The organism is Alistipes indistinctus YIT 12060 (assembly GCF_025144995.1).
GTDB lineage: Bacteria > Bacteroidota > Bacteroidia > Bacteroidales > Rikenellaceae > Alistipes_A > Alistipes_A indistinctus.
On record NZ_CP102250.1, the window covers coordinates 2,308,516 to 2,327,502 of the forward strand.

8 protein-coding genes are annotated in these 18,987 nt (G+C 59.8%); 1 reads left to right on the top strand and 7 read right to left on the bottom strand.

The window, feature by feature from the left end:
* Positions 1-22 precede the first annotated feature (22 nt).
* The 7 genes from NQ495_RS09595 to NQ495_RS09625 all read right to left on the bottom strand — a co-directional run bounded on the left by NQ495_RS09595 (position 23) and on the right by NQ495_RS09625 (position 14,780).
* Positions 23-1,510, bottom strand: a complete 1,488-nt coding sequence (locus NQ495_RS09595) for a glycoside hydrolase family 28 protein (protein ID WP_009133029.1) — start codon at positions 1,508-1,510, stop codon at positions 23-25.
* 143 nt (positions 1,511-1,653) lie between these two features.
* On the bottom strand, positions 1,654-4,569 hold the full coding sequence (locus NQ495_RS09600; protein ID WP_009133030.1) for a glycosyl hydrolase: 2,916 nt from the start codon (positions 4,567-4,569) through the stop codon (positions 1,654-1,656).
* Positions 4,570-4,783: 214 nt separating this feature from the next.
* Entirely contained in the window at positions 4,784-7,693 is a 2,910-nt protein-coding gene (locus NQ495_RS09605; RefSeq protein ID WP_009133031.1) for a glycosyl hydrolase, read from the bottom strand.
* A gap of 319 nt (positions 7,694-8,012) precedes the next feature.
* Entirely contained in the window at positions 8,013-8,771 is a 759-nt protein-coding gene (locus tag NQ495_RS09610; RefSeq protein ID WP_009133032.1) for a glycoside hydrolase family 28 protein, read from the bottom strand.
* A gap of 40 nt (positions 8,772-8,811) precedes the next feature.
* Positions 8,812-10,305, bottom strand: a complete 1,494-nt coding sequence (locus NQ495_RS09615; protein ID WP_009133033.1) for a glycoside hydrolase family 28 protein — start codon at positions 10,303-10,305, stop codon at positions 8,812-8,814.
* A 6-nt stretch (positions 10,306-10,311) separates the two neighbouring features.
* On the bottom strand, positions 10,312-11,787 hold the full coding sequence (locus NQ495_RS09620) for a glycoside hydrolase family 28 protein (RefSeq protein ID WP_009133034.1): 1,476 nt from the start codon (positions 11,785-11,787) through the stop codon (positions 10,312-10,314).
* A 113-nt stretch (positions 11,788-11,900) separates the two neighbouring features.
* Positions 11,901-14,780 (bottom strand): glycosyl hydrolase, encoded by a 2,880-nt coding sequence (locus tag NQ495_RS09625; protein ID WP_118060871.1) that lies wholly within the window; start codon positions 14,778-14,780, stop codon positions 11,901-11,903.
* 776 nt (positions 14,781-15,556) lie between these two features.
* Between NQ495_RS09625 and NQ495_RS09630 the strand changes: the two genes are divergently transcribed.
* On the top strand, positions 15,557-18,676 hold the full coding sequence (locus tag NQ495_RS09630; RefSeq protein ID WP_009133038.1) for a glycoside hydrolase family 2: 3,120 nt from the start codon (positions 15,557-15,559) through the stop codon (positions 18,674-18,676).
* The last annotated feature ends 311 nt before the right edge of the window (positions 18,677-18,987 follow it).

Here is an 18,987-nt window from a genome sequence, read left to right on the forward strand (position 1 = left end):
TATGGGGATTCAGGTTGTCGGATTACTGGTTGACGGTCACTTCGGTCGACTGGTACGGGAAGAGCTGTTGCTTCTTCTCTGCGCCCGGTTCCGTGTAGGTCACGTTGTCGAATTTGATCCCGTGTACGTCGTCGAGCACGATCGCCGGGCGGTAGTCGGGTTTCTGTGCGATCAGCTGCACGTTGTCCATCGTGATGTTCTTCGCGTGGCGGATGTAGAAGCCCCAGGCCGGCAGTTCGCGGAACTGCGAGAATTCGGGATAGCTTTTCCTCGCTTCGGGAATGCTGTCCAGCTCGGCGGGAGTCAGGCCGCGGTAGGCGAAGAACGGATTTCCGCCGCCCGGGTAGATGATCTTGATATTGCGGAGCGTTACGTTCGTGATGTCGTGGTCGGAGAGGCCGACGATGCCGCAAGGCGAAATGTTGCGCGGCATATGGTGCTGCGGACCCTCGTAGTCGTAGCCTTTGTCGGGCTTGCCGGCCGGAACTTCGGCGTATACGTTCTGGATCGTAATGTTGCTCATCGAGGGCTGCCTGCCGCTGCTCCAGCGGTCGCCGATCCGCAGGTAGATCACGTTGCCGGTATGGATCGCATAGAGCGAATCGACGAAGATGTTGTCGACCTTGGCGCCGTCGACGGCCTGGATCGTAATGGCCGAACGGTAGGTGTCGTATACTTTGTTGTTAATGATTCTGATGTCTTTGAATCCCCCGGCCGATACGGTGCCGAACTTGATGCCGCTGGCTCCCGAGCGCGCCACGTTGTCGCGGATCAGGATATTCCGGCACATATGGGCGCCGCTGTGCGATTTGAGGCAGATCGCGTCGTCCGAAGCGTCGAAATAGGAGTTCGTCACGGTGACGTTCTCGCAGTCGACGATGTCGAGGCCGTCGTTGTTCCAGTAGGCATTGCTCTCGACGTTGATGCGGTCGATCTTGAGGTTTTTGCACTGATCGTAGGTCTGCACCCAGCTGGCCGAGTTTTTCAGGCTGATGCCTTCGACCGTTACGCCGTCGCATTCGCGGAAGTAGAAGATCATCGGGCGGATGCTTTCGTTCGGGCGGTCGAGTCCCAGCCGGTCGTCGACCAGTCCGCGGTGGATCAGGTCCACGAGGTTATAGGCGGTCTGGCGGCCGCGGCAGTCGATCAGCCCTTCGCCCGTCACGCCGATGTTTTTCTGACCCCTGGCCAGCAGGAACGCGGTGTTCAGTCCCGGTTCGCGGTCGTAGTCGTAGGGGTTGTTCGAGCCGAGCAGCACGGCGCCGCTCTCCAGGTGCAACGTTACGCCCGAGAGCAGGTGCAGCGTCCCGGAGACGTAGCGGCCCAGCGGGAAAATCAGCTTGCCGCCTCCTTCTTCATGGATGACGTCAATCGCACGTTGGAGCGCACGCGTGTTGAGGGTGGTTCCGTCGGCCACGGCCCCGAAGTCCGAAACCCGGTAATCTTTGGCCCACAATTGTACGGAACTGAGCAGGGAGAGCGTCAGCGTGAGGATTGTTGTTTTTCTCATCATTTTGTCTGTTTTGCTATGTTGTTTGGTCGTAAATGCGTTGTTTCATTTTCTGTGTTCCGTTCGTGCCGCACCGGGTCCCGTCCGGCACTTCTTGCGGCAGTCGTTTCCGGGGGCGGCCTGTTCCCGGGCCGCACGCCGGATTATGCCCGGTTGCGGTAGACCGTTACCGGACCCAGCAGGCCCATCGACTGCTGCGGCTGTTCCTTGCTTTTGCGGTTCGTCCACTTTTGCGCGATCTTATTGTCGGTGAGCGTCTTCATGTAATTGCCCATCGTCGTGGTCACGCGCACTTCGAGTTCGTTTTCACCCGGTTCCAAGGCCCCCGATAGGTCGTACAGGCGCCGTCCGTACCACTGTACCCCCAGCTCCTTGCCGTTGAGGCGCACGTCCGACACCCCGGCCACTTCGCCGAGGTTCAGTACGGTGCCCCGCAACTCGTCCGCGTCGAACCTCTTGCGGTAAACGGCCGTGCCCATGAAACTCGTGAATTCCGTGTCGCGCAGGTCGAGCAAGGTCTGCATGCGCGTGGATTTGGTCCATCCCTCGCGGCCGTGGCGCAGTTCCACGTCCCAGCCTTCGAGCCGCTGGGCATTCGCTCCGGCGGCGGGCAGCGGCCGCCACGGTTCGCCGTTTTTCTGCTTGTCGAACACCACGACATACGAGTCGCACGGGCCGAATTCCAGCGTGAAAGTGCCACCCTCTGAAGGAATGCGCCAACGCTCGCCGCTCTGCGTGTCGAGCAGCCACGGGTAGCGGCCTCCCGCCACTTCCGGCCCGACGCGCACTTCGGTCCGGTGCGGTTCGCGGCGGTTCGCATAGGCGAAGAAAAGTATTTCGGTGCCGTCGTCGGTGCGGTAACGGTTTTGCATCAGGTAACGGTCGGGCGACGAGAAGCCGAGGTAGTGCGGGATGCGGTACTTTTCGCACATGGCCGGATACCATGCGTAGAAATCGTCGCCTTCGGGCCGTTCAAGCAGGATGAAACGCTCCGGGTAGCCTTTGAGCTTTTCGACCCAGTCGCGCACCTCCCTGTCGCGCCGTTCGTAATCGACGAAGCCGAGCGATTTGGACGGGTAACGTTCGATGCAGAAGATGCGGCCGCCCTGCTGTACGAACGTATGGAGCTTTTCGAGCGTAGCCGGCTCGATGCCTTCGATACCCACCAGGAAGAGGGTGCCGTACTGTTTCGGGCCGTAGCACAGCTTGCCGTTTTCGACCGTCGAGCCGGCGATCACGCGTTCCGACGTGTAATCGCATCCGCCGCCGTGTTTATGGATCGCTTCCCACACCAGCGAGGTGTAGGGCACCGCCAGCGGTCCGGGGCCGGGGAACGGTTCGGTCTGTACGCCGTAGCGCGTCCACAGGTCGGGAATCGGCGTGAGCAGCGCGATGTCGGTGTACATGTCCGCGTTTTGCAACAACGTGGCCAGGCGCGCCTTGTAGGTGTTGAAGTATTTGAAGTACGGCCACCACGGGTTGTTCTCGTTGTAGTAGGAGCCGTAGCGGATCCAGCCGGGGAACGGAGCCGCGGGCGGCGAGTAGTTGAAACCGTGGTAGATCGACTGCGTGATGCCGGAGATGATGCTCTGGTCCGAACCTACTTTCAGCAGTTCGAGCGTTGCGTTGAAGACGTGGTAGGTGTTGGTCATCTCCTCGCAGCTCACGACCCGTTTGCCGGTCAGGTGCGCCGCCGAAGAGACGTATTTGTTGATCATCACGTAGCCGCGGCCCCGGCGGTAGTCGTCGTTGGGCATCTCTTCGCCGAGGCGGTGCTTGAGGTAGTTGGTCGTCCAGGCCTCCCCCTCGGGAATGTCGTAGTGCAGGCTGCTCTCGAGCGGGAAGAAGCCGCGGCCGTAGGCCTGGCCTTTCGATTTCGCTCCCTGGTCGTTGCACCATTTGCAGTAGGTCTGCGTGTAGCACTCGTCGAGCATTTCGGCCTTCAGCGTCTCGAAATCGTAGCGCACGCGGTCGATCGCCTCCTGCAGCTCGGGCGATTTCTGTGCCCCGTAGCTGTACTCCCACACGTCGCCGAGGCGGTGGGTCTTCCACAGCATCAGCGGCAGGTAGGGCATCAGGTCGTATCCGTAACGCTCCTTGAACCGGTCGGCCATAGAATCCGTCCAGTTCGACCCTTCGAGCTCCATCGAATCGGTGAGGAACGAACGGATGCGGCCCGCGAGCGGCCCGATCCGTTTTTGGATCGTGTCGGACATGTGGTCGAGGTATTTCTGCACCACATCTTTTTTCATGTGGTCGATGAACGGGCCGTCGCCTCCCGGGGCGCCGTTGATCACCCCGGCGAAATCGTGCACCTTGACCAACGCATAGAAATAGTGGTCGCCTGCTGGAACGTCGACGCGGATCAGGTCGTTGTCTTTTTGGCCGGAGAGGTCCCTGACCCGGTCGAGCGAGGAGAGCGGGTCGGGGACCAGCGAGAGCGACAGCAACTCGAACGTGCGGCTGTCGGCGGGCGTCGTCGCTTCCGGGTCGGCTCGTTTGAAAATGCTGTAGGCCGAGGTTTCGTACACGGTGGGGCCGGTGAGTTTCACCGCATCGACCACCACCACCTGCGCCCGGTCTTCGTGCGGCACGAAATCGCCGCCGTAGGGCCAGCCGGTGCCGACCATCAGATCGCAGGTCATGCCGAGCCGGTCCGCTTCGTCGAGGGTCACCTTCACCATGTCGATCCACTCGTCGCTGAGCCACTTGAGCGTCGGGATACCCGCGTCGTCGGTATCCTCCGGAAGCCCGACGGGGTAGATCTCCACGCCGCCGATGTTCGCCTCTTTCAACAGACGCAGTTCGCGCACCAGCTCGTGCGCTTCCACCTTGTTGCCGTTCCACCACCACCGTGCGAAGGGGCGGTAGCGGATGTCCGGGTTGCGGAACTGGCTGTAGATGTCGCTGTCGAAGCTGAACTGACCGCCGGCCGCCTTTGCGGCCCCGGCTGCCGCAGCCGCCTTCGCGGCGGTTTCGGCCAACGCCGGCGAGGCCGCGGAGACGAAGCCTCCGGCGGCCAGCAAGGCACTGCGTATTAAAAAGTCGCGTCTGTTCATCGGGAGAGAGGTTCGGTTGGGGTGGTTAGGTAGTGGTTTGGTTCGTATGGTTTGTGCGTCAGTTTTGGTTTCGGTGTGTCCGGTGTGTTTTCCTTGTTATTTTTCCGGACTTCCCGTTGGTATTTTTGGCGTTCGCATCCGGAAGTCCGTGCAGTCCGTGTGCGGGCGGGTAAAGGCCTGTGCGCCTATTCCGGAATGCGCACAGGCTCGGTACCTATTTTCCGGCGGAGTATAACGTCACCGGACCCTGCAGGCCCATCGACTGGGTCGGCTGTTCCTTGTTCTTGCGGTTCGTCCACTTCTGGGCCGTCGGGTTGTCGGTGAGCGTCTTCATGTAGTTGCCCATCGTGGTGACCACCTTCACTTCGATCTCGTTCTCACCCGGTTGCAGGGCGTCGGAGAGGTCGTAGACGCGGCGGCCATACCAGCGTACGCCCTGATCCTTGCCGTTGACCTTCAGTTCGGCCACGCCATACACTTTGCCCAGGTTCAGCAGCATCTTGCCGGGTTTGCTGCCCGCGTCGACGGTGGTGCGGTAGGTGACCGTGCCGGTAAAGTCCACCCACGGCGTATCTTTCAGGTCGGTCGGCTGCTCCATGCGGTCGGTCTTGGTCCATCCTTCGCGGCTGTGGTGCAACTCCACGTCCCAGCCCGTGAGCGTCCGGCTTTGCGGGCCTTCGTAGGGCAGCGGGTTCCACGCCGGCCCTTTCTTGTTCTTGTCGAAGACGATTACCAGCGAGTCGGCCGGACCCATGTCGAGCGTGTAGCCGCCCTCCTTGTCCAGTTCGATGCGCCAGCGCTTGCCGTTTTCCATGTCCCACACCCACGGGTAGCGCCCGGCGGTGATCTCGTCGGTGAAGACGATCCGGCCGCGGTAGGGATTGTGCAGGTGCGAGTTGGCCAGGAAGAAGAGCTCTTCGCCGTTGTCGCCCTGGTAGCGGTTCTGCGTGAAGAAGGGATCGGGGTTTTCGACCTTCACGTAGGGTTCGATGCCGTACTGCCGTTGTACGTCGGCGTACCATTTGATGAAATCGTTGTCGGCCGGTTTTTCGAGCAATACGAAGCGGTCGGGGAACTGTTTCAGCTTACCGATCCACTCCTGAACCTTCGCGTCGTTCTGTTTGTAGTCGTGGTAACCGAGCGACTGGTGCGGAATTTTCTCGATGCAGAAGACGCGTCCTCCCTGGCTTACGAAATCATAAAGCTTCGCGAGCGTTTCGGGCCGGATGCTGTCCAGTCCCAGCAGGAAGAGTGTGCCGTACTGTTTCGGACCGTAGCACAGCTTGCCGTTTTTGACGGTCGAGTCGCCGAGCACGATCTCCGAGGTGTAGTCGCATCCGCCGCCGTTCTTGTGGATCGCCTCCCAGACGAGGGTCATGTAGGGCACGTTCAGCCGGTCGGGGAACGGCTCGGTCTTGACGCCCACTTCGCTCCACATGTCGGGATAAGCCGGCAGCAGCGCGATGTCGGTGTACATGTCGGTGTTTTGCAGCGCTGCCGAAACGCGGGCCCGGTAGCCGGTGAAGTAGGGCATGTAGGGCCACCAGTTGTTGTGCTCGCTGAAGTAGGCGCCGTAACGCACCCAACCCGGGAACGGAATGTCGGGAGGGGAGACGTTCACGCCGATCAGCACCGAGTGGGTGATACCCGAGAGGATGCTCATGTCGGATCCCAGTTTCAGAAACTCGAGCGTCGCATTGAATACCTGGTAGGTATTGGTCATCTCTTCGCAGCTCACGACCCGTTTGCCGGTCAGGTGCGCCGCCGAAGAGACGAATTTGTTGATCATCGTATAGCCCCGGCCCCGGCGGTAGTCCTCGTTACCCATCTCTTCGCCGAGACGGTGTTTGAGCCAGTTGGTCGTCCACGACTCGCCCTCGGGAATGTCGTATCCGATGCTGCTTTCCAGCGGGAAAAAGCCGCGGCCGTAAGCCTGCGCACGCGAAAGCACGCCGAGTTCTTTGCACCAGTCGAGGTAGGTGCGGTTAAAGCGTTCGCGCAGCAATTCGGCTTTGGTCAGTTCGAAGTCGTAGCGCATCCGGCGGATTTCTGCGGCGAATTCGGGGGTTTTGGCGGCGCCGTAATTGTAGTCCGAAACGTCGCCCAGGCGGCCCACCTTGAACATCATGAAGGGCAGGTAGGGGAAGATGTCGTACCCGCGCCGCTTTTTGAACTCTTCGAGGATATCGGTGGCCCAGTTGCATCCTTCGAGCTCCATCGAGTCGGTGAACATCGAGCGGATGTGCGCGCTCAACGGCCCGGTTTTCGCCTGGATCGTGTCGGACATGTGGTGCAGGTATTTGTTCACGGCCTGCTTGTCCATGTGGTTGAGGATCGGTCCTGCGGCGCCGGGTGCGCCGTTGATCACGCTCGCGAAGGCATTGACCTTCACCAGTGCGTAGAATACGTATTTTCCGTCGGGAACATTTACCGAGATTACCTCGTTGCCGAGTTGGTCGGACAGGTCGATCACCCCTTCGAGGCCGTCCATCGGGTCGGGTACCAGCTTGAGGGCCAGCAGTTCGAACGTGCGGCCCGGGAAGGGCACCGTGACGCCCGGATCGACCGTGCTGAAGATCGCGAAGCGCGAGATTTCGAACGTGGTCGGGCCTTCGAGCTTCTGCGCGTCGATCAGTACCACCTGCGCTCGCTCGTCCCCTTTGAGGAATTCGCCGCCGAAGGGCCAGCCCGAACCGACGATCAGGTCGCAGGTCATGTCGAGTTTCTTCGCTTCGTCGAAAGTGGCTTCCAGCGCTTCGATCCACTCGTCGCTGAGCCATGTGAGCGAACGCTTGCCCATGTCGTTGTCCACCTCGGCGATACCGATCGGGTTGATCTCGACGCCGCCGATACCGGCGGCTTTCATGACGCGCAGCTCGCGGCGCAACTCTTCGGGTTCGACTTTGTCGCCGTTCCACCACCAGCGTACGAACGGACGGTAGACTGAATCGGGGTTGGCGAAGCGGTGGTAGAGTTCGGCGTCGAAACGTAACGAGCCGTCACCGGCCGCTTTTGCGGCCGCTTCGGCCATTTCGGCGGCTTCGGTGACACCCGGCAGCATCGTGACGGCGAGGCCGCCTGCTGCGAGCATGGCACTGCGGATAAGGAAAGTTCTGCGATCCATGGAAGTTTTAGATTGGGAAAATATCGGTTGGTTAGGTTTTTATTTCTGAGTCGGAGTTGCTGTCTGTATCTGTATTGGGAGTACCGGTTGTCCTATTTTATACCTGTATCTGTTTTAATATTTGTATCTGTCCGGGGCGTGCCGAGAGCTATCCGCTTGACCGGTCCGTCGGTTTTTCGGGCGGTTCCGTTTGTTTCCCGCGTCGGAACTCGGGGGCGGGAAAACGGAACGGTTGCCGGGACGGACTGTAGCCGGTTTCGGTACGGTTCCCCGATTAGGACCCTGCGTCCGGGTCAGCGGACGCAGGGCAAAGGTTCGCTTATTTGCGCGGCGAGATTTTTTTGCCGTTGGGGGTGATGCTGTTGGTTACCGAAACGCCTTTCGACGCGGCGCCTTTGGTCTGCAATGCAGCGGCGGGTACGTCGATGAACGATTCATTCAGCTTCACGTTCGTGCAGCCCTCCAACACGACGCCGGCCGTGGCGGGGTTCAGCTTGCTGTCGACGGTGATGCCGGTAACGGTCACGTCGGTGCAGTTGTTGAAAATGGCCACGTCCTCGGCCGAGTTGTTCAGCAGGATACCTTCGACGGTCACGCCGGTGCAACCGTTCATGTAGATCAGCGCGGGCACCGTGTTCTTACCGGCGGCGAGGTTGCCCTGGGCTGCCTGCGTGTTGTAGTGGCCGGTTACGAGGGTTCCCTGTCCGTCGATCAGGCCTTTGCCGGTGATGCCGATGTTTTTGGCTGTATCGGCGACGATCAGTGCGGCGGTGCCGTTCACATAGTCGTAGTCATAAGGCGACGTGGAAGCCATCAGTGCGGCGCCTTCCTTGATGACGATCGTCACGTTGCTCTTGAGGTGGATCGTGCCGGTCAGGTAGCGGCCTACGTAGAACGCCAGCTCGCCGCCGCCGTTTTCGCTGATGAAGTCTACCGCCTTCTGGATCGAGCGCGTGTTGTTGGTCGTACCGTCCGATTTCACGCCGAAGAGCGCGGCCTTATACTCCTTGGCCGAAACGGGGCTCACGGCCGTGCCGATCAGCAAGAGGGCGAGTGCGAGGAATTTCGTTTTGATCATGGTCTCTGTTTTTAAGTTGAGATTATTAATTTGTTTGCGGTTATTCCTTTACGATGCCGGTGGTCTTGTAGGTGAACACCTGTTCCTTGCCGTTGGCACCGGGTTCTTCGAATTCGACCTTGCGCAGGGTGAGGCCCTGCACGTCGTCGGTCACCAGGCCCGGACGGTAGTCGCCGGGCTTCTCGGCAATGAATTTCACGTTGTCGAAGGTGATACCCTTGGCGTGGCGAATGTAGAAACCCCAGGCCGGCAGCTCTTTGAACTGCGAGAATTCGGGATAGGTATCGCGCATTTCGGGAATACCGTCCAGTTCGGCGGGGGTCAGGCCGCGGTAAGCGAAGAGTTTATTGCCGCCGCCGGGGTAGACCATCGTGATGTTCTTGAGGGTGATGTTCTCGATCGGGTAGTCGGGCAGGCCGACGATGCTCGCGGGCGAGATGTTGCGCGGCATGTCTTCGATCGGGCCTTCGTAGTTGTAGCCGGCGTCGGGTTTGCGCAGCGGCACTTCGGCATAGACGTTCTGGATCGTCACGTTTTTCATCGACGGCTGTTTGCCTTTGCCCCAGCGGTCGCCGATGCGCAGGAAGATCACGTTGCCGGTATTGATCGAGCGCACGCCGTCCACGAGGATGTTGTCGATCAGGCCGCCGTCCACGGCTGCAAAGGTGATGGCCGAACGGTAGGTGTCGTAGATGGTGATGTTCGTCACCTTGAAATTGCGGAATCCGCCTCTCGATACGGTGCCGAATTTGAGTCCGTTGGCGCCCGAGCGTCCCACGCAGTTGTCGACTACGACATTCTGGCAGATGCTGTTCGCGTCGTGCGATTTGAAGCAGAGCACGTCGTCGGCGGCATTGAAGAACGAGTTTTTGATCACCACGCCGTCGCAGTCGACGATGTCGATGCCGTCGTTGTTCCAGTAAGAGTTCGCCTCCACGTAGATGTCGTCCACATAGACGTTCTTGCATTGGTCGTAGGTCTGGTTCCAGCTGGCCGGGTCACGCAGCGTGATGCCGGTGATCGTGACGTTCGTGCACTCGCGGAAGTAGATGTTTTCCGGGCGGTTCGTCTCGTTGGGGCGGTCCAGTTTCAGCGGGTCTTCATAAATGCCGCGCTGGATGTACTGTACCATGTTGTTGGCGGTTTTGAAACCCTGGCCGTCGATGGTACCCTTGCCGGTGATGCCGATGTTCTCCTGTTTCATGGCGAACACCATGGCCATCCAGCGTACATACGGGTCTTTCACGTAGTCGAACGGGTTGGTCGAGCCGAGCAGCACGGCGCCGCGCTCGAGGTGCAGCGTCACGTTGCTTTTCAGGTAGATCGAGCCGGTGAGGTACTTGCCGGGGCCGAAGACGAGGCGTCCGCCGCCGCGTTCGTTCACCGCGTCGATCGCGCGCTGGATCGCACCCGTGTTCAGGGTGATGCCGTCGGCCTTGGCGCCGAAGTCCGAAACCTGGTAGTCCTTGGCCGAGAGTTGCGTGGCGCCGCACAGCAAGGCGATGGCTAATGCGAGAAATTTGAGCTTAGTCATGGTTTGTTATTTATTGATTTGAATGTTAGTCGTTTGGTAAGTATGGATCTGTTTTTTCTTTGCTCCCGGTTCTTCGAAGGTGACATCTGCGAGGCTCAGGCCCTTCACGTCGTCGGTGACGATCGCCGGGCGGTAGTCACGGTTTTTGGCAATGAACTTCACGTTGTCGAAAGCGATATCCTTCGCGTGGCGGATGTAGAAGCCCCATGCGGGCAGCTCCTTGAATTGCGAAAATTCGGGATAACGGTCGGCCATCTCGGGGATCGCGTCGAGCTCCTTCGCGCTGGTGCCCACCTTCGCGTAGTAGGGATTGCCGCCGCCCGGGGTGACGATCGTGATGTTTTCGAGTTTCACGTTCCGGATGTCGTACCCTTTCAGGCCGACGATGCTTGCGGGCGAGATGTTGCGCGGCAGGTCTTCCACCGGGCCTTCGTATTCGTAACCCGCGTCGGGCTTGCCGTCCGAGAGTTCGCAGTACATGTTCCGGATCGTGACTCCGTCGATCGAACCCACCGAACCTTTGGTCCAGCGGTTGCCGATACGCAGGAAGATCGCGTTGCCCACGTTGTATGCGTAAAGGCTGTCGACGAGGATATTCTCGACGACGCCTCCGTCCGGCGTGGCGATCGTGAAGGCCGAGCGGAAGGTGTCGTATACCTTATTGTTGATGATGCGGATATTCTTGTAGCCGCCGGCGCTTACCGTGCCGAACTTGATGCCGCTCGCGCTCGAGCGGGCTACGCAGTTGCGGATTTCGATGTTCTCGCACATGTGCTCGTGGCTGTGCGATTTGAGGCAGATACCGTCGTCGGTCGCGTCGATGAACGAATTGGTGACGGTGGTGTTGCGGCAGTCGACGATGTCGAGCCCGTCGTTGTTCCAGTAGGCCTTGCTGTCGACGGTGATGCCGTTGATCTTCAGCCGATCGCACTGGTCGTAAGTCTGCACCCAGTCGCCCGAGTTCTTCAGCGTGATGCCGTCGATGGTGACGTCTTTGCATTCGCGGAAATAGAGCGTCCGTGCGCGGCGCGATCCATCGGGCCGGTCGTATTTGGCCGGGTCGTTGATGATCCCTTTCTGGATCTGGTCGAGCAGGTTATACGACGCCTCGCGGCCCTGGCCGTCGATGACCCCCTTGCCGGTAATCGCGACATTGTCGACCTTAACCGCCCGCACCAATGCGCAGTAGGAACTGTCGATCGGGTAGTCGTACGGGTTCGTCGAACCGAGCAGTACGGCGCCTTCGTTGAGCTGGATCGTGACGTTCGAGCGCAGGTTGATGCTGCCGGTCAGGTAACGGCCCACGTAGAAGACGAGGCGTCCGCCACCCTCGGAGTGGATGTAGTCTATCGCCTTCTGGATCGAGGAGGTGTTCAGCGTCGTACCGTTGGATTTGATGCCGAAGAGCGAGGCGTTGTAATCCTTCGCCCCCAGTTGCATCGCACACAGGACGGCCAGTGCTGAGAGAATAAACTTTTTCATGAATCGTTGTTGGTTTGAGAGAGTTTTTTGAAAAATTGAAGTTTATTGGCAGTAGTCCGGGGCAGCCTGTCCGCTGCCCCTGTGAATTATCTCTGCAGCTTGTTTAGACAATTTTATTTGTATAGCGTTACCGGTCCGAGGATGCCCAGCGACAGGGTCGGCCACTCTTTCCTGCCGGCGGTGAACTTCTGGGCAGTGGCGTTGTCGGTGAGCGTATGCATGTAGTTGCCCAGGACGGTGACCACGCGCACCTCGATCTCGTTGCTGCCGGTGTGTAGCTGATCGGCGATGTCGTAAATGCGGTTGCCGTACCATTTCACGCCGCAGTCCACGCCGTTGACGAGCACCTGCGAGATGCCGTAGACTTTGCCCAGATTCAGGACGGTGTCCCCGGCGTTCGAGCTGTTCACGTCGAACTTCGTGCGGTACACGACCGTTCCGGCGAAATCTTTCCATTCGGTCTCCTTCAGGTCGGTGGGCGTCTCCATCTGCGTGGTTTTGACCCATCCTTCACGGGCATGGTGCAGTTCGACCTGCCAGTTTTTAAGCGTCAGCGCGTTCGGGGCGCTGACGGGCAGCGGTTTCCACGGCTCGCCCTTAGACACCTTGTCGAAGACGATGAAGAGGGTTTCGGCCGGGCCGAGTTCCAGTTCGAAGCTGCCGTCGGTGAGCGTGATGCGGTAACGCTTGCCGGTATCGGGATCCCAAATCCACGGGTAACGGCCCCGCGTAATCTCCGGCGAGAAGGTGATCTTGCTCTTGTAGGGGTTGTGCATGTGCACGTTGGCCAGGAAGAAGAAGGTGTTGCCGTCGCCGCCGTTCCAACGTGTCTGCAGGAAGAAGCGGTCGGGGTTCTCGACGGTCATGTAGTGCGGCAGGTTGTACTGGCCGATCAGCTCCCGGTACCATTCGAGGAACTTGTTGTCCTCGGGTTTTTTGACGAGGATAAAGCGGTCGGGGTAGGCCTGCAGTTTCTTGATCCACGCCTGTACCTCGGCGTCGCGCTTTTTGTAATCTTTGAAGCCGAGCGACTTGGACGGGTATTTTTCGATGCAGAAAACGCGGCCGCCCTGGGAAACGAACTCGTGAATCTTCGCGAGCGTCGAGGGGGCGGTGCTGGTCACTTCGGGTAGGAAGAGCGTGCCGTACTGTTTGGGACCGTAGCAGAGCTTGCCGTTCTTAACCGTCGAGGCGTTCAGTACGATCTCCGAGGTGTAGTCGGCGGCGCCGCCGTTCTTGCAGATCGCTTCCCATATTAAAGAGGTGTAAAGGACGTTCAGCGTGCCGGGGAACGGGTCGGTCTGCACGCCGATCTCGCCCCACATGTCGTAGTTGGGCGGCAGGATGATCATGTCGGTGTACATGTCCGCGTTCTGGAACTGCGACGAGAGGCGCCCCTTGTAAGCGTTCAGGTACTTGAAGTAAGGCCACCAGGTGTTGTTCTCGTTGTAGTAGGAACCGTATTGCACCCAGCCGGGGAACGGCGCGTCGGCCGGCGAGTAGTTGAAGCCGTGCCATACCGAGTGCGTGATGCCGGAGACGGCGCTCATGTCCGAGCCGATTTTGATCAGCTCGAGCGTTGCGCGGAAGGCGAGGTAGGTATTGGTCATCTCCTCGGCGCTGACGATGCGCTTGCCGGTAAGGTGCGCGGCCGAAGAGACGTATTTGTTGATCATCGTGTAGCCCCGGCCTGCGCGGTATTCGTCGTCGCGCATCTCTTCGCCGAGGCGGTGCTTGAGCCAGTTGGTCGTCCACGATTCGCCCTCGGGGATCGAATAGCCCATGCTGCTCTCGAGCGGGAAGAAGCCGCGGCCGTAGGCCTGCGCGCGCGAGAGCACCCCGAGGTCCTTGCACCAGCCGGTGTAGGTGTCGGTGAAGCGTTCCTTGAGCAGTTCGGCCTTCGTCAGTTCGAAATCGAAGCGCACGCGCTGCAGCTCGGCTTTGAACTCGGGCGTCTTTTCCGCTCCGTAATTGTAGTCGAGCACGTCGCCCAGGCGGCCCACCTTGAACATCATGAAAGGAAGGTAAGGCATCAGGTCGTAACCGCGGCGCAGGCGGAACTGCTCGGCGAAGTCGCCCGTCCAGTTCGATCCCTCGAGCTCCATCGAGTCGGTGAACATCGCGCGGACGTAGTTCTTCAGCGGGCCGATCCGGTTCTGGATCGTGTCGGCCATGTGGTCGAGGTACTTGCGCACGGCCTTTTTGTCCATGTGGTTGAGGATCGAACCGGCGGCTCCCGGCGCGCCGTTGATCACGCAGGCGAACGAATTGACCTTCACCAATGCGTAAAATACGTATTTCCCTTCGGGTACGTCGACCGAAATCACCTCTTTGCCGATCTGGTCCGAGAGGTCGATCGCCTGGTCTATGCCGCTCATCGGGTTGGGAACCAGCTTCAGCGACATGATTTCGAACGTGCGCAGCGGATTGACGTCCGTCACGCCCGGATCGACGGTTTTGAATATCGTGAACTTCGAGATTTCGAACGTGGTCGGTCCCTCGATCTTCTCGGCGTCAACCAATACGACCTGTGCGCGCTCCTCGGGGGTGAGGTCTTCTGAGCCGAAAGGCCAGCCCGAACCTACGAGCAGGTCGCAGGTCATGCCGATTTTCTTCGCTTCGTCGAACGTGACCTTCAGTGCGTCGATCCACTCGTCGCTGAGCCAGCGCAGCGACTTTTTGCCCAGGTCGTCGCCCGTGGTGGGGAATGCGATGGGGTTGATCTCAACGCCCGCGATGCCGGCTTCCTTGAGCAGGTGCAGTTCGCGGACCAGTTCCGCAGCTTCGACCTTATCGCCGTTCCACCACCAGCGTACGTAGGGGTGGTATTTGAACTCGGAATTCTTGAAACGTTTGTAAGCTTCGGAATCGAAACTCAGCGAGCCGGTTTCGGCGGCTTTGGCTGCGGCCTCGGCCAGGGTGGGGGAAAGTGCGGCTACGAGGGTGCCTGTTGCCAGCATGGCGCTCCGGAGAAGGAAGGTTCTTCTGTCCATGATAGGTTGTGTGAGGAGATTTAAGTTATGTTGTAGTATAATGTTTTGTCGATACCTGGCTGCCGGACCCTGTGGCCGTGCGGTCGAAGCGTCTCGCGGCACCGCCCGTCGTCCTGCTGTTTCCGTTCCGGGTTGCCTGCCGCGTGTGTTGCCTCCGGTCGGGCGACTCGGTCTGTCCCTGCAACGGTTCGTTCTGGTCTGCCGCGCTGCCGCGCCGTGATTTGCGTTTGTTCCCCGTCTGCCTCCGCCTCCTGGACCGTCCGCGTTTTCAGAACAGAACGCCCCGAAAATACCGAACGGCGTTCCGGACGTGATCCGCTCCCGGGAGTGCCTCCTGTGCCCGTTCCGCAGCGAAAAACGCCGGTGGGAAACGGAGAAAATCATCCGCTTGGGCGGGTGATTTTGAGGATTTTGACACTCCGGAAGCGCCTTACGGCACGGCCGAAACTCCACGAAGTTAGCGATAATTTACGGGTTTTCATAGCCTTTGCATGCATTATTAACATATTTCAGGAATTTTGTTCGATCCTCGAACCGGCTTCAGAGGGGCCCTGAAGGCCGAAATATCCTGATTCTGACCGGAGACCGAGCCTTCGTCCGGTCATCTCCCGGAACGGGTTTCCGGTCCCTGTCGTTCTTCGCCCGCGGTATTCCGCGGAACGGCCGCGCGGGATTGTGAAATATCGGCCGGATTTTGTAAATTTGTGCTCTCCGGTTCCTTCTCCCCCGCCTGTCCCGGAACGGCAGTTGCCGCAAACCCTCAAAAAACGTAACGCATGAACGCTACCCCGAAAGTGACCTTCGCCCTGTTGTCCCTGGCCGCTGCGCTGTCGTCGGCGCCCCTGTCGGCGCAGGATAAATTCGCCGATATCGCCACCGCCCGCTACCAGCTGCGCAGTACGTTGGTCGAACCGGCGCCGCCGGAACTCCCGCAAAAGTTCCTGCCCGTGGAGAACGATCCGCAGGCTGCTTTCCGGCCGATGCATACCCTCTCGACCGGGGCTGAGTTGAAGGCCGAATTGGCGAAGCTGCGGGAACAGTACGCCCCTTATATGAAAGACGTGGCCCCGGCGCTGCCGGTTTCCCGCGCGAGCGTGCCGCTCGACGTGTTCGACTGGCGGATCGGGACGGAAGCCGATGCCGGTGATTTCGCCGCGGTCGAGCGCGGCGAAGGCGAATGGACCGCAGTGAAGATTCCGCACTACGGAGCGCCGCTGGGCCGTGCGGTGACCTACTACCGCAAGGTGGTCGACCTTTCGCCCGCGATGTTCCGCGCGGGGGCGCTGTTCATCTGTTTCAAAGGGGTGGATTACAAGGCCGAAGTCTACGTGAACGGCACGCTGGCCGGTACGCATACCGGCTTCTTCGCGCCATTCGAGTTCAACATCGCGAAACTGGCCCGTCCGGGCAAAAACACGATTCTCGTGAAGGTCAGCAACGACTATACGACGACCGGCAATTCGTTGGGCGGCGAGAACGTGCGCGGTGACAAAATCTATGCGGCTACGGGTCCCGGTTACGACGAACCGGTGCAGGGATGGCACCACTGTCCCGCCGGTATGGGCATCTACCAGACCTGCCGCATCGAGGCCCGTAACCCGATGCACGTAAACGACCTGTTCGTGCGTCCGCTGCCCGAAGAGAACCGGGCCGAGGCGTGGGTGGAAATAAATAATTTCAACGAAACGCAAGAAAACGTGAAGCTGGTCGTCTCGGTATACGGACAGAACTTCGAACAGACGATCCTCAAAGAGATGGAATACATTCCGTCTTCGACCTTTATCCCCGGCGTGGGCGACCTTGCCAAACCGACCGACAACCAGGCGGTGCGGCTCAAGATGGGGCACGGGGTCAACTACCTGCGCATCCCCCTCGACATGACCGGTTTCCGCTGGTGGAATCCGGACACGCCGTGGCTCTACCAGTTGCAGGTGACCGTACAGGACGAGCAGGGCAACGAACTCGACGCGGCCAAGCAGCAGTTCGGCATGCGCAGTTTTACGATGGACACCGTTTCGGTGCCGCGCGGGCGCATGTACCTGAACGGAGAGCAGATCCGCCTGCGGGGAGCCAACACGATGGGGTACCTGCAGCAGTGTGTAATCAGGGGCGACACGGCCCAGCTCATCGACGACATCCTGCTGGCGAAGCTCTGCAACATGAACTACCTGCGCCTCACGCAGCGGCCCGTCCAGCCCGAAATTTACGAATGGTTCGACAAACTGGGATTGCTCAACCAGACCGACCTGCCGTTGTTCGGCAGCCTGAGGCGAAACCTGTTCTCCGAAGCGGTGAAGCAGGCCGAAGAGATGGAGCGCCTCGTGCGCAAGCATCCCAGCACGATCATGGTGAGTTATATCAACGAACGTTTCCCGAATGCCGAGGGGCAGCCGCAGCGCAGTTTCGGCGAGTTGGCCGAATACGAACGGCTCTTCACGGCGCTCGACCAGGCGGTGCTGATCACCAACCCCGACCGCGTGATCAAGGCGGGCGACGGCGATTACGATCCGCCCTCGCCGGGCCTGCCCGACAGCCATTGCTATAACGGCTGGTACAACGGCCACGGCCTCGGCCTGGGCAAGATGCACCGCGGTTACTGGCAGTCCGTCAAACCGGGGTGGCTCTATGCGTGCGGCGAGTTCGGTTCCGAAGGACTCGACCCCGAGGAGGTGATGTACAAATACTATCCGAAAGGGTGGCTGCCCGTGAAGGGGGACGAAAAGAGCTGGACGGCGAACCTGATCCCGCAGGCGCAGACGCACCGTTTCCATTATATGTGGTACAACACGCAGGACAACCTGCACGATTGGGTGCGGGCGAGCTGGGACCACCAGGAGTGGGTGACCAAGTTCACGACCGAGGCCTTCCGCCGCGACGGGCGGATGGTTTCGTTCGCGATCCACCTCTTTATCGACGCGTTTCCGTCGGGCTGGATGAAGACGATCATGGATGTCGACCGGGGGCCGAAACCGGCTTACTTCGCTTACCGCAACGCGCTCGCGCCGCTGATGACTTCGCTGCGTACCGACCGCTGGACGTTTTTTCCCGGCGAGCGGGTGAATGTCGAAGCGTGGGTCTGCAACGACCGCAACGATGCGCCGCAGGACTATACGCTGCACTACCAGCTCGAAAAAGAGGGCCGGGTGGTGTGGGCCCACAGCGTGCGTGCCGACATTCCCCGGAACGATTCCCGTTTCCAGGGATTTATCGACTTTGAGGCCCCGAAGGTGGGTAAACGCACTGCATATCAGCTCCGCATCTCGCTGAACGATGCTGCGGGCAATCCCGTGCACCAGAACGTCGAGACGATCGAGGTTTTCCCGGCGCTGAAAAAGAGCGCGGCGAAGGTCTGTGCCGTGGGCGACAAGGCGGCGGAGCTGGCCGCCGCAGCGGGCGCGGTTACGGTGCCGTCGCTCTCCGGGGCGCAGGTGATGCTTTGCGACGATATCGCGGCGTACAACAAGGACAAGGAGGCGATCGACGCATGGGTGGCTGCAGGCGGCAAACTGGTGCTGCTGGAGCTTCCTGCGGGCGACTACCGCATCGGCGCCGGTGACGTGAAGGTCGAGCGTACGACCATGGGCGAATACTATTTCGCCTCGCCCGAAGTGCCGCATCCGCTGATGAAGGCTTTCAAGCCGATGGATTTCAAGATGTGGTACGATCCCGCTGCGGGCTATGTACAGCCGTTGCTGGGCCACACCGTGTCGGCTCCCGGCTGGACGCCGCTGCTGCTGAGCGGCAATTCGAGCTGGGTCGAGGACCGGGGCCCCGTGATGGCGGCCTGCGAGCTGCGCCACGGCAAGGGACTGTTCCGCATCAGCGAGGTGAAGCTCGCCGGGCGTACGGTCAATCCGGTGGCAGGTTATTTTGCCGATATTTTGATTAACAGGTAAAAAATCGAATTTACCCTGTCCGTTCCGGATGGACTGTGCGTTTTAAGTGTGTGCGGGTTGTTTGCGGCCGGTTCCAGGTGCTGCAGGGCCGTAGTTTCCGTAGCGGCGGCCTTTCCTGGGTGGACGTATTCGTGTCCGTTTTGGTGTTAGGGATGTTAGGATATCCCGGTGTAATGTTCGATTTGTCGTTTTTGGGCGTAAAAAACATCTCTCCGGGATAACAAACCGGATGGGATGTCGTTAATAATTATTAGTTTTGCACGGTGTTTCGTAAAGTTTCAAACGATTATAATCAATTTGTTGGTAAGCAT

Excerpts from the sequence above, each read along its gene's own strand:
- NQ495_RS09595 (WP_009133029.1), bottom strand. The coding sequence starts at position 1,510 with ATGAGAAAAACAACAATCCTCACGCTGACGCTCTCCCTGCTCAGTTCC.
- NQ495_RS09625 (WP_118060871.1), bottom strand. The coding sequence starts at position 14,780 with ATGGACAGAAGAACCTTCCTTCTCCGGAGCGCCATGCTGGCAACAGGC.
- NQ495_RS09610 (WP_009133032.1), bottom strand. The coding sequence starts at position 8,771 with ATGATCAAAACGAAATTCCTCGCACTCGCCCTCTTGCTGATCGGCACG.
- NQ495_RS09620 (WP_009133034.1), bottom strand. The coding sequence starts at position 11,787 with ATGAAAAAGTTTATTCTCTCAGCACTGGCCGTCCTGTGTGCGATGCAA.
- NQ495_RS09615 (WP_009133033.1), bottom strand. The coding sequence starts at position 10,305 with ATGACTAAGCTCAAATTTCTCGCATTAGCCATCGCCTTGCTGTGCGGC.
- NQ495_RS09600 (WP_009133030.1), bottom strand. The coding sequence starts at position 4,569 with ATGAACAGACGCGACTTTTTAATACGCAGTGCCTTGCTGGCCGCCGGA.
- NQ495_RS09630 (WP_009133038.1), top strand. The coding sequence starts at position 15,557 with ATGAACGCTACCCCGAAAGTGACCTTCGCCCTGTTGTCCCTGGCCGCT.
- NQ495_RS09605 (WP_009133031.1), bottom strand. The coding sequence starts at position 7,693 with ATGGATCGCAGAACTTTCCTTATCCGCAGTGCCATGCTCGCAGCAGGC.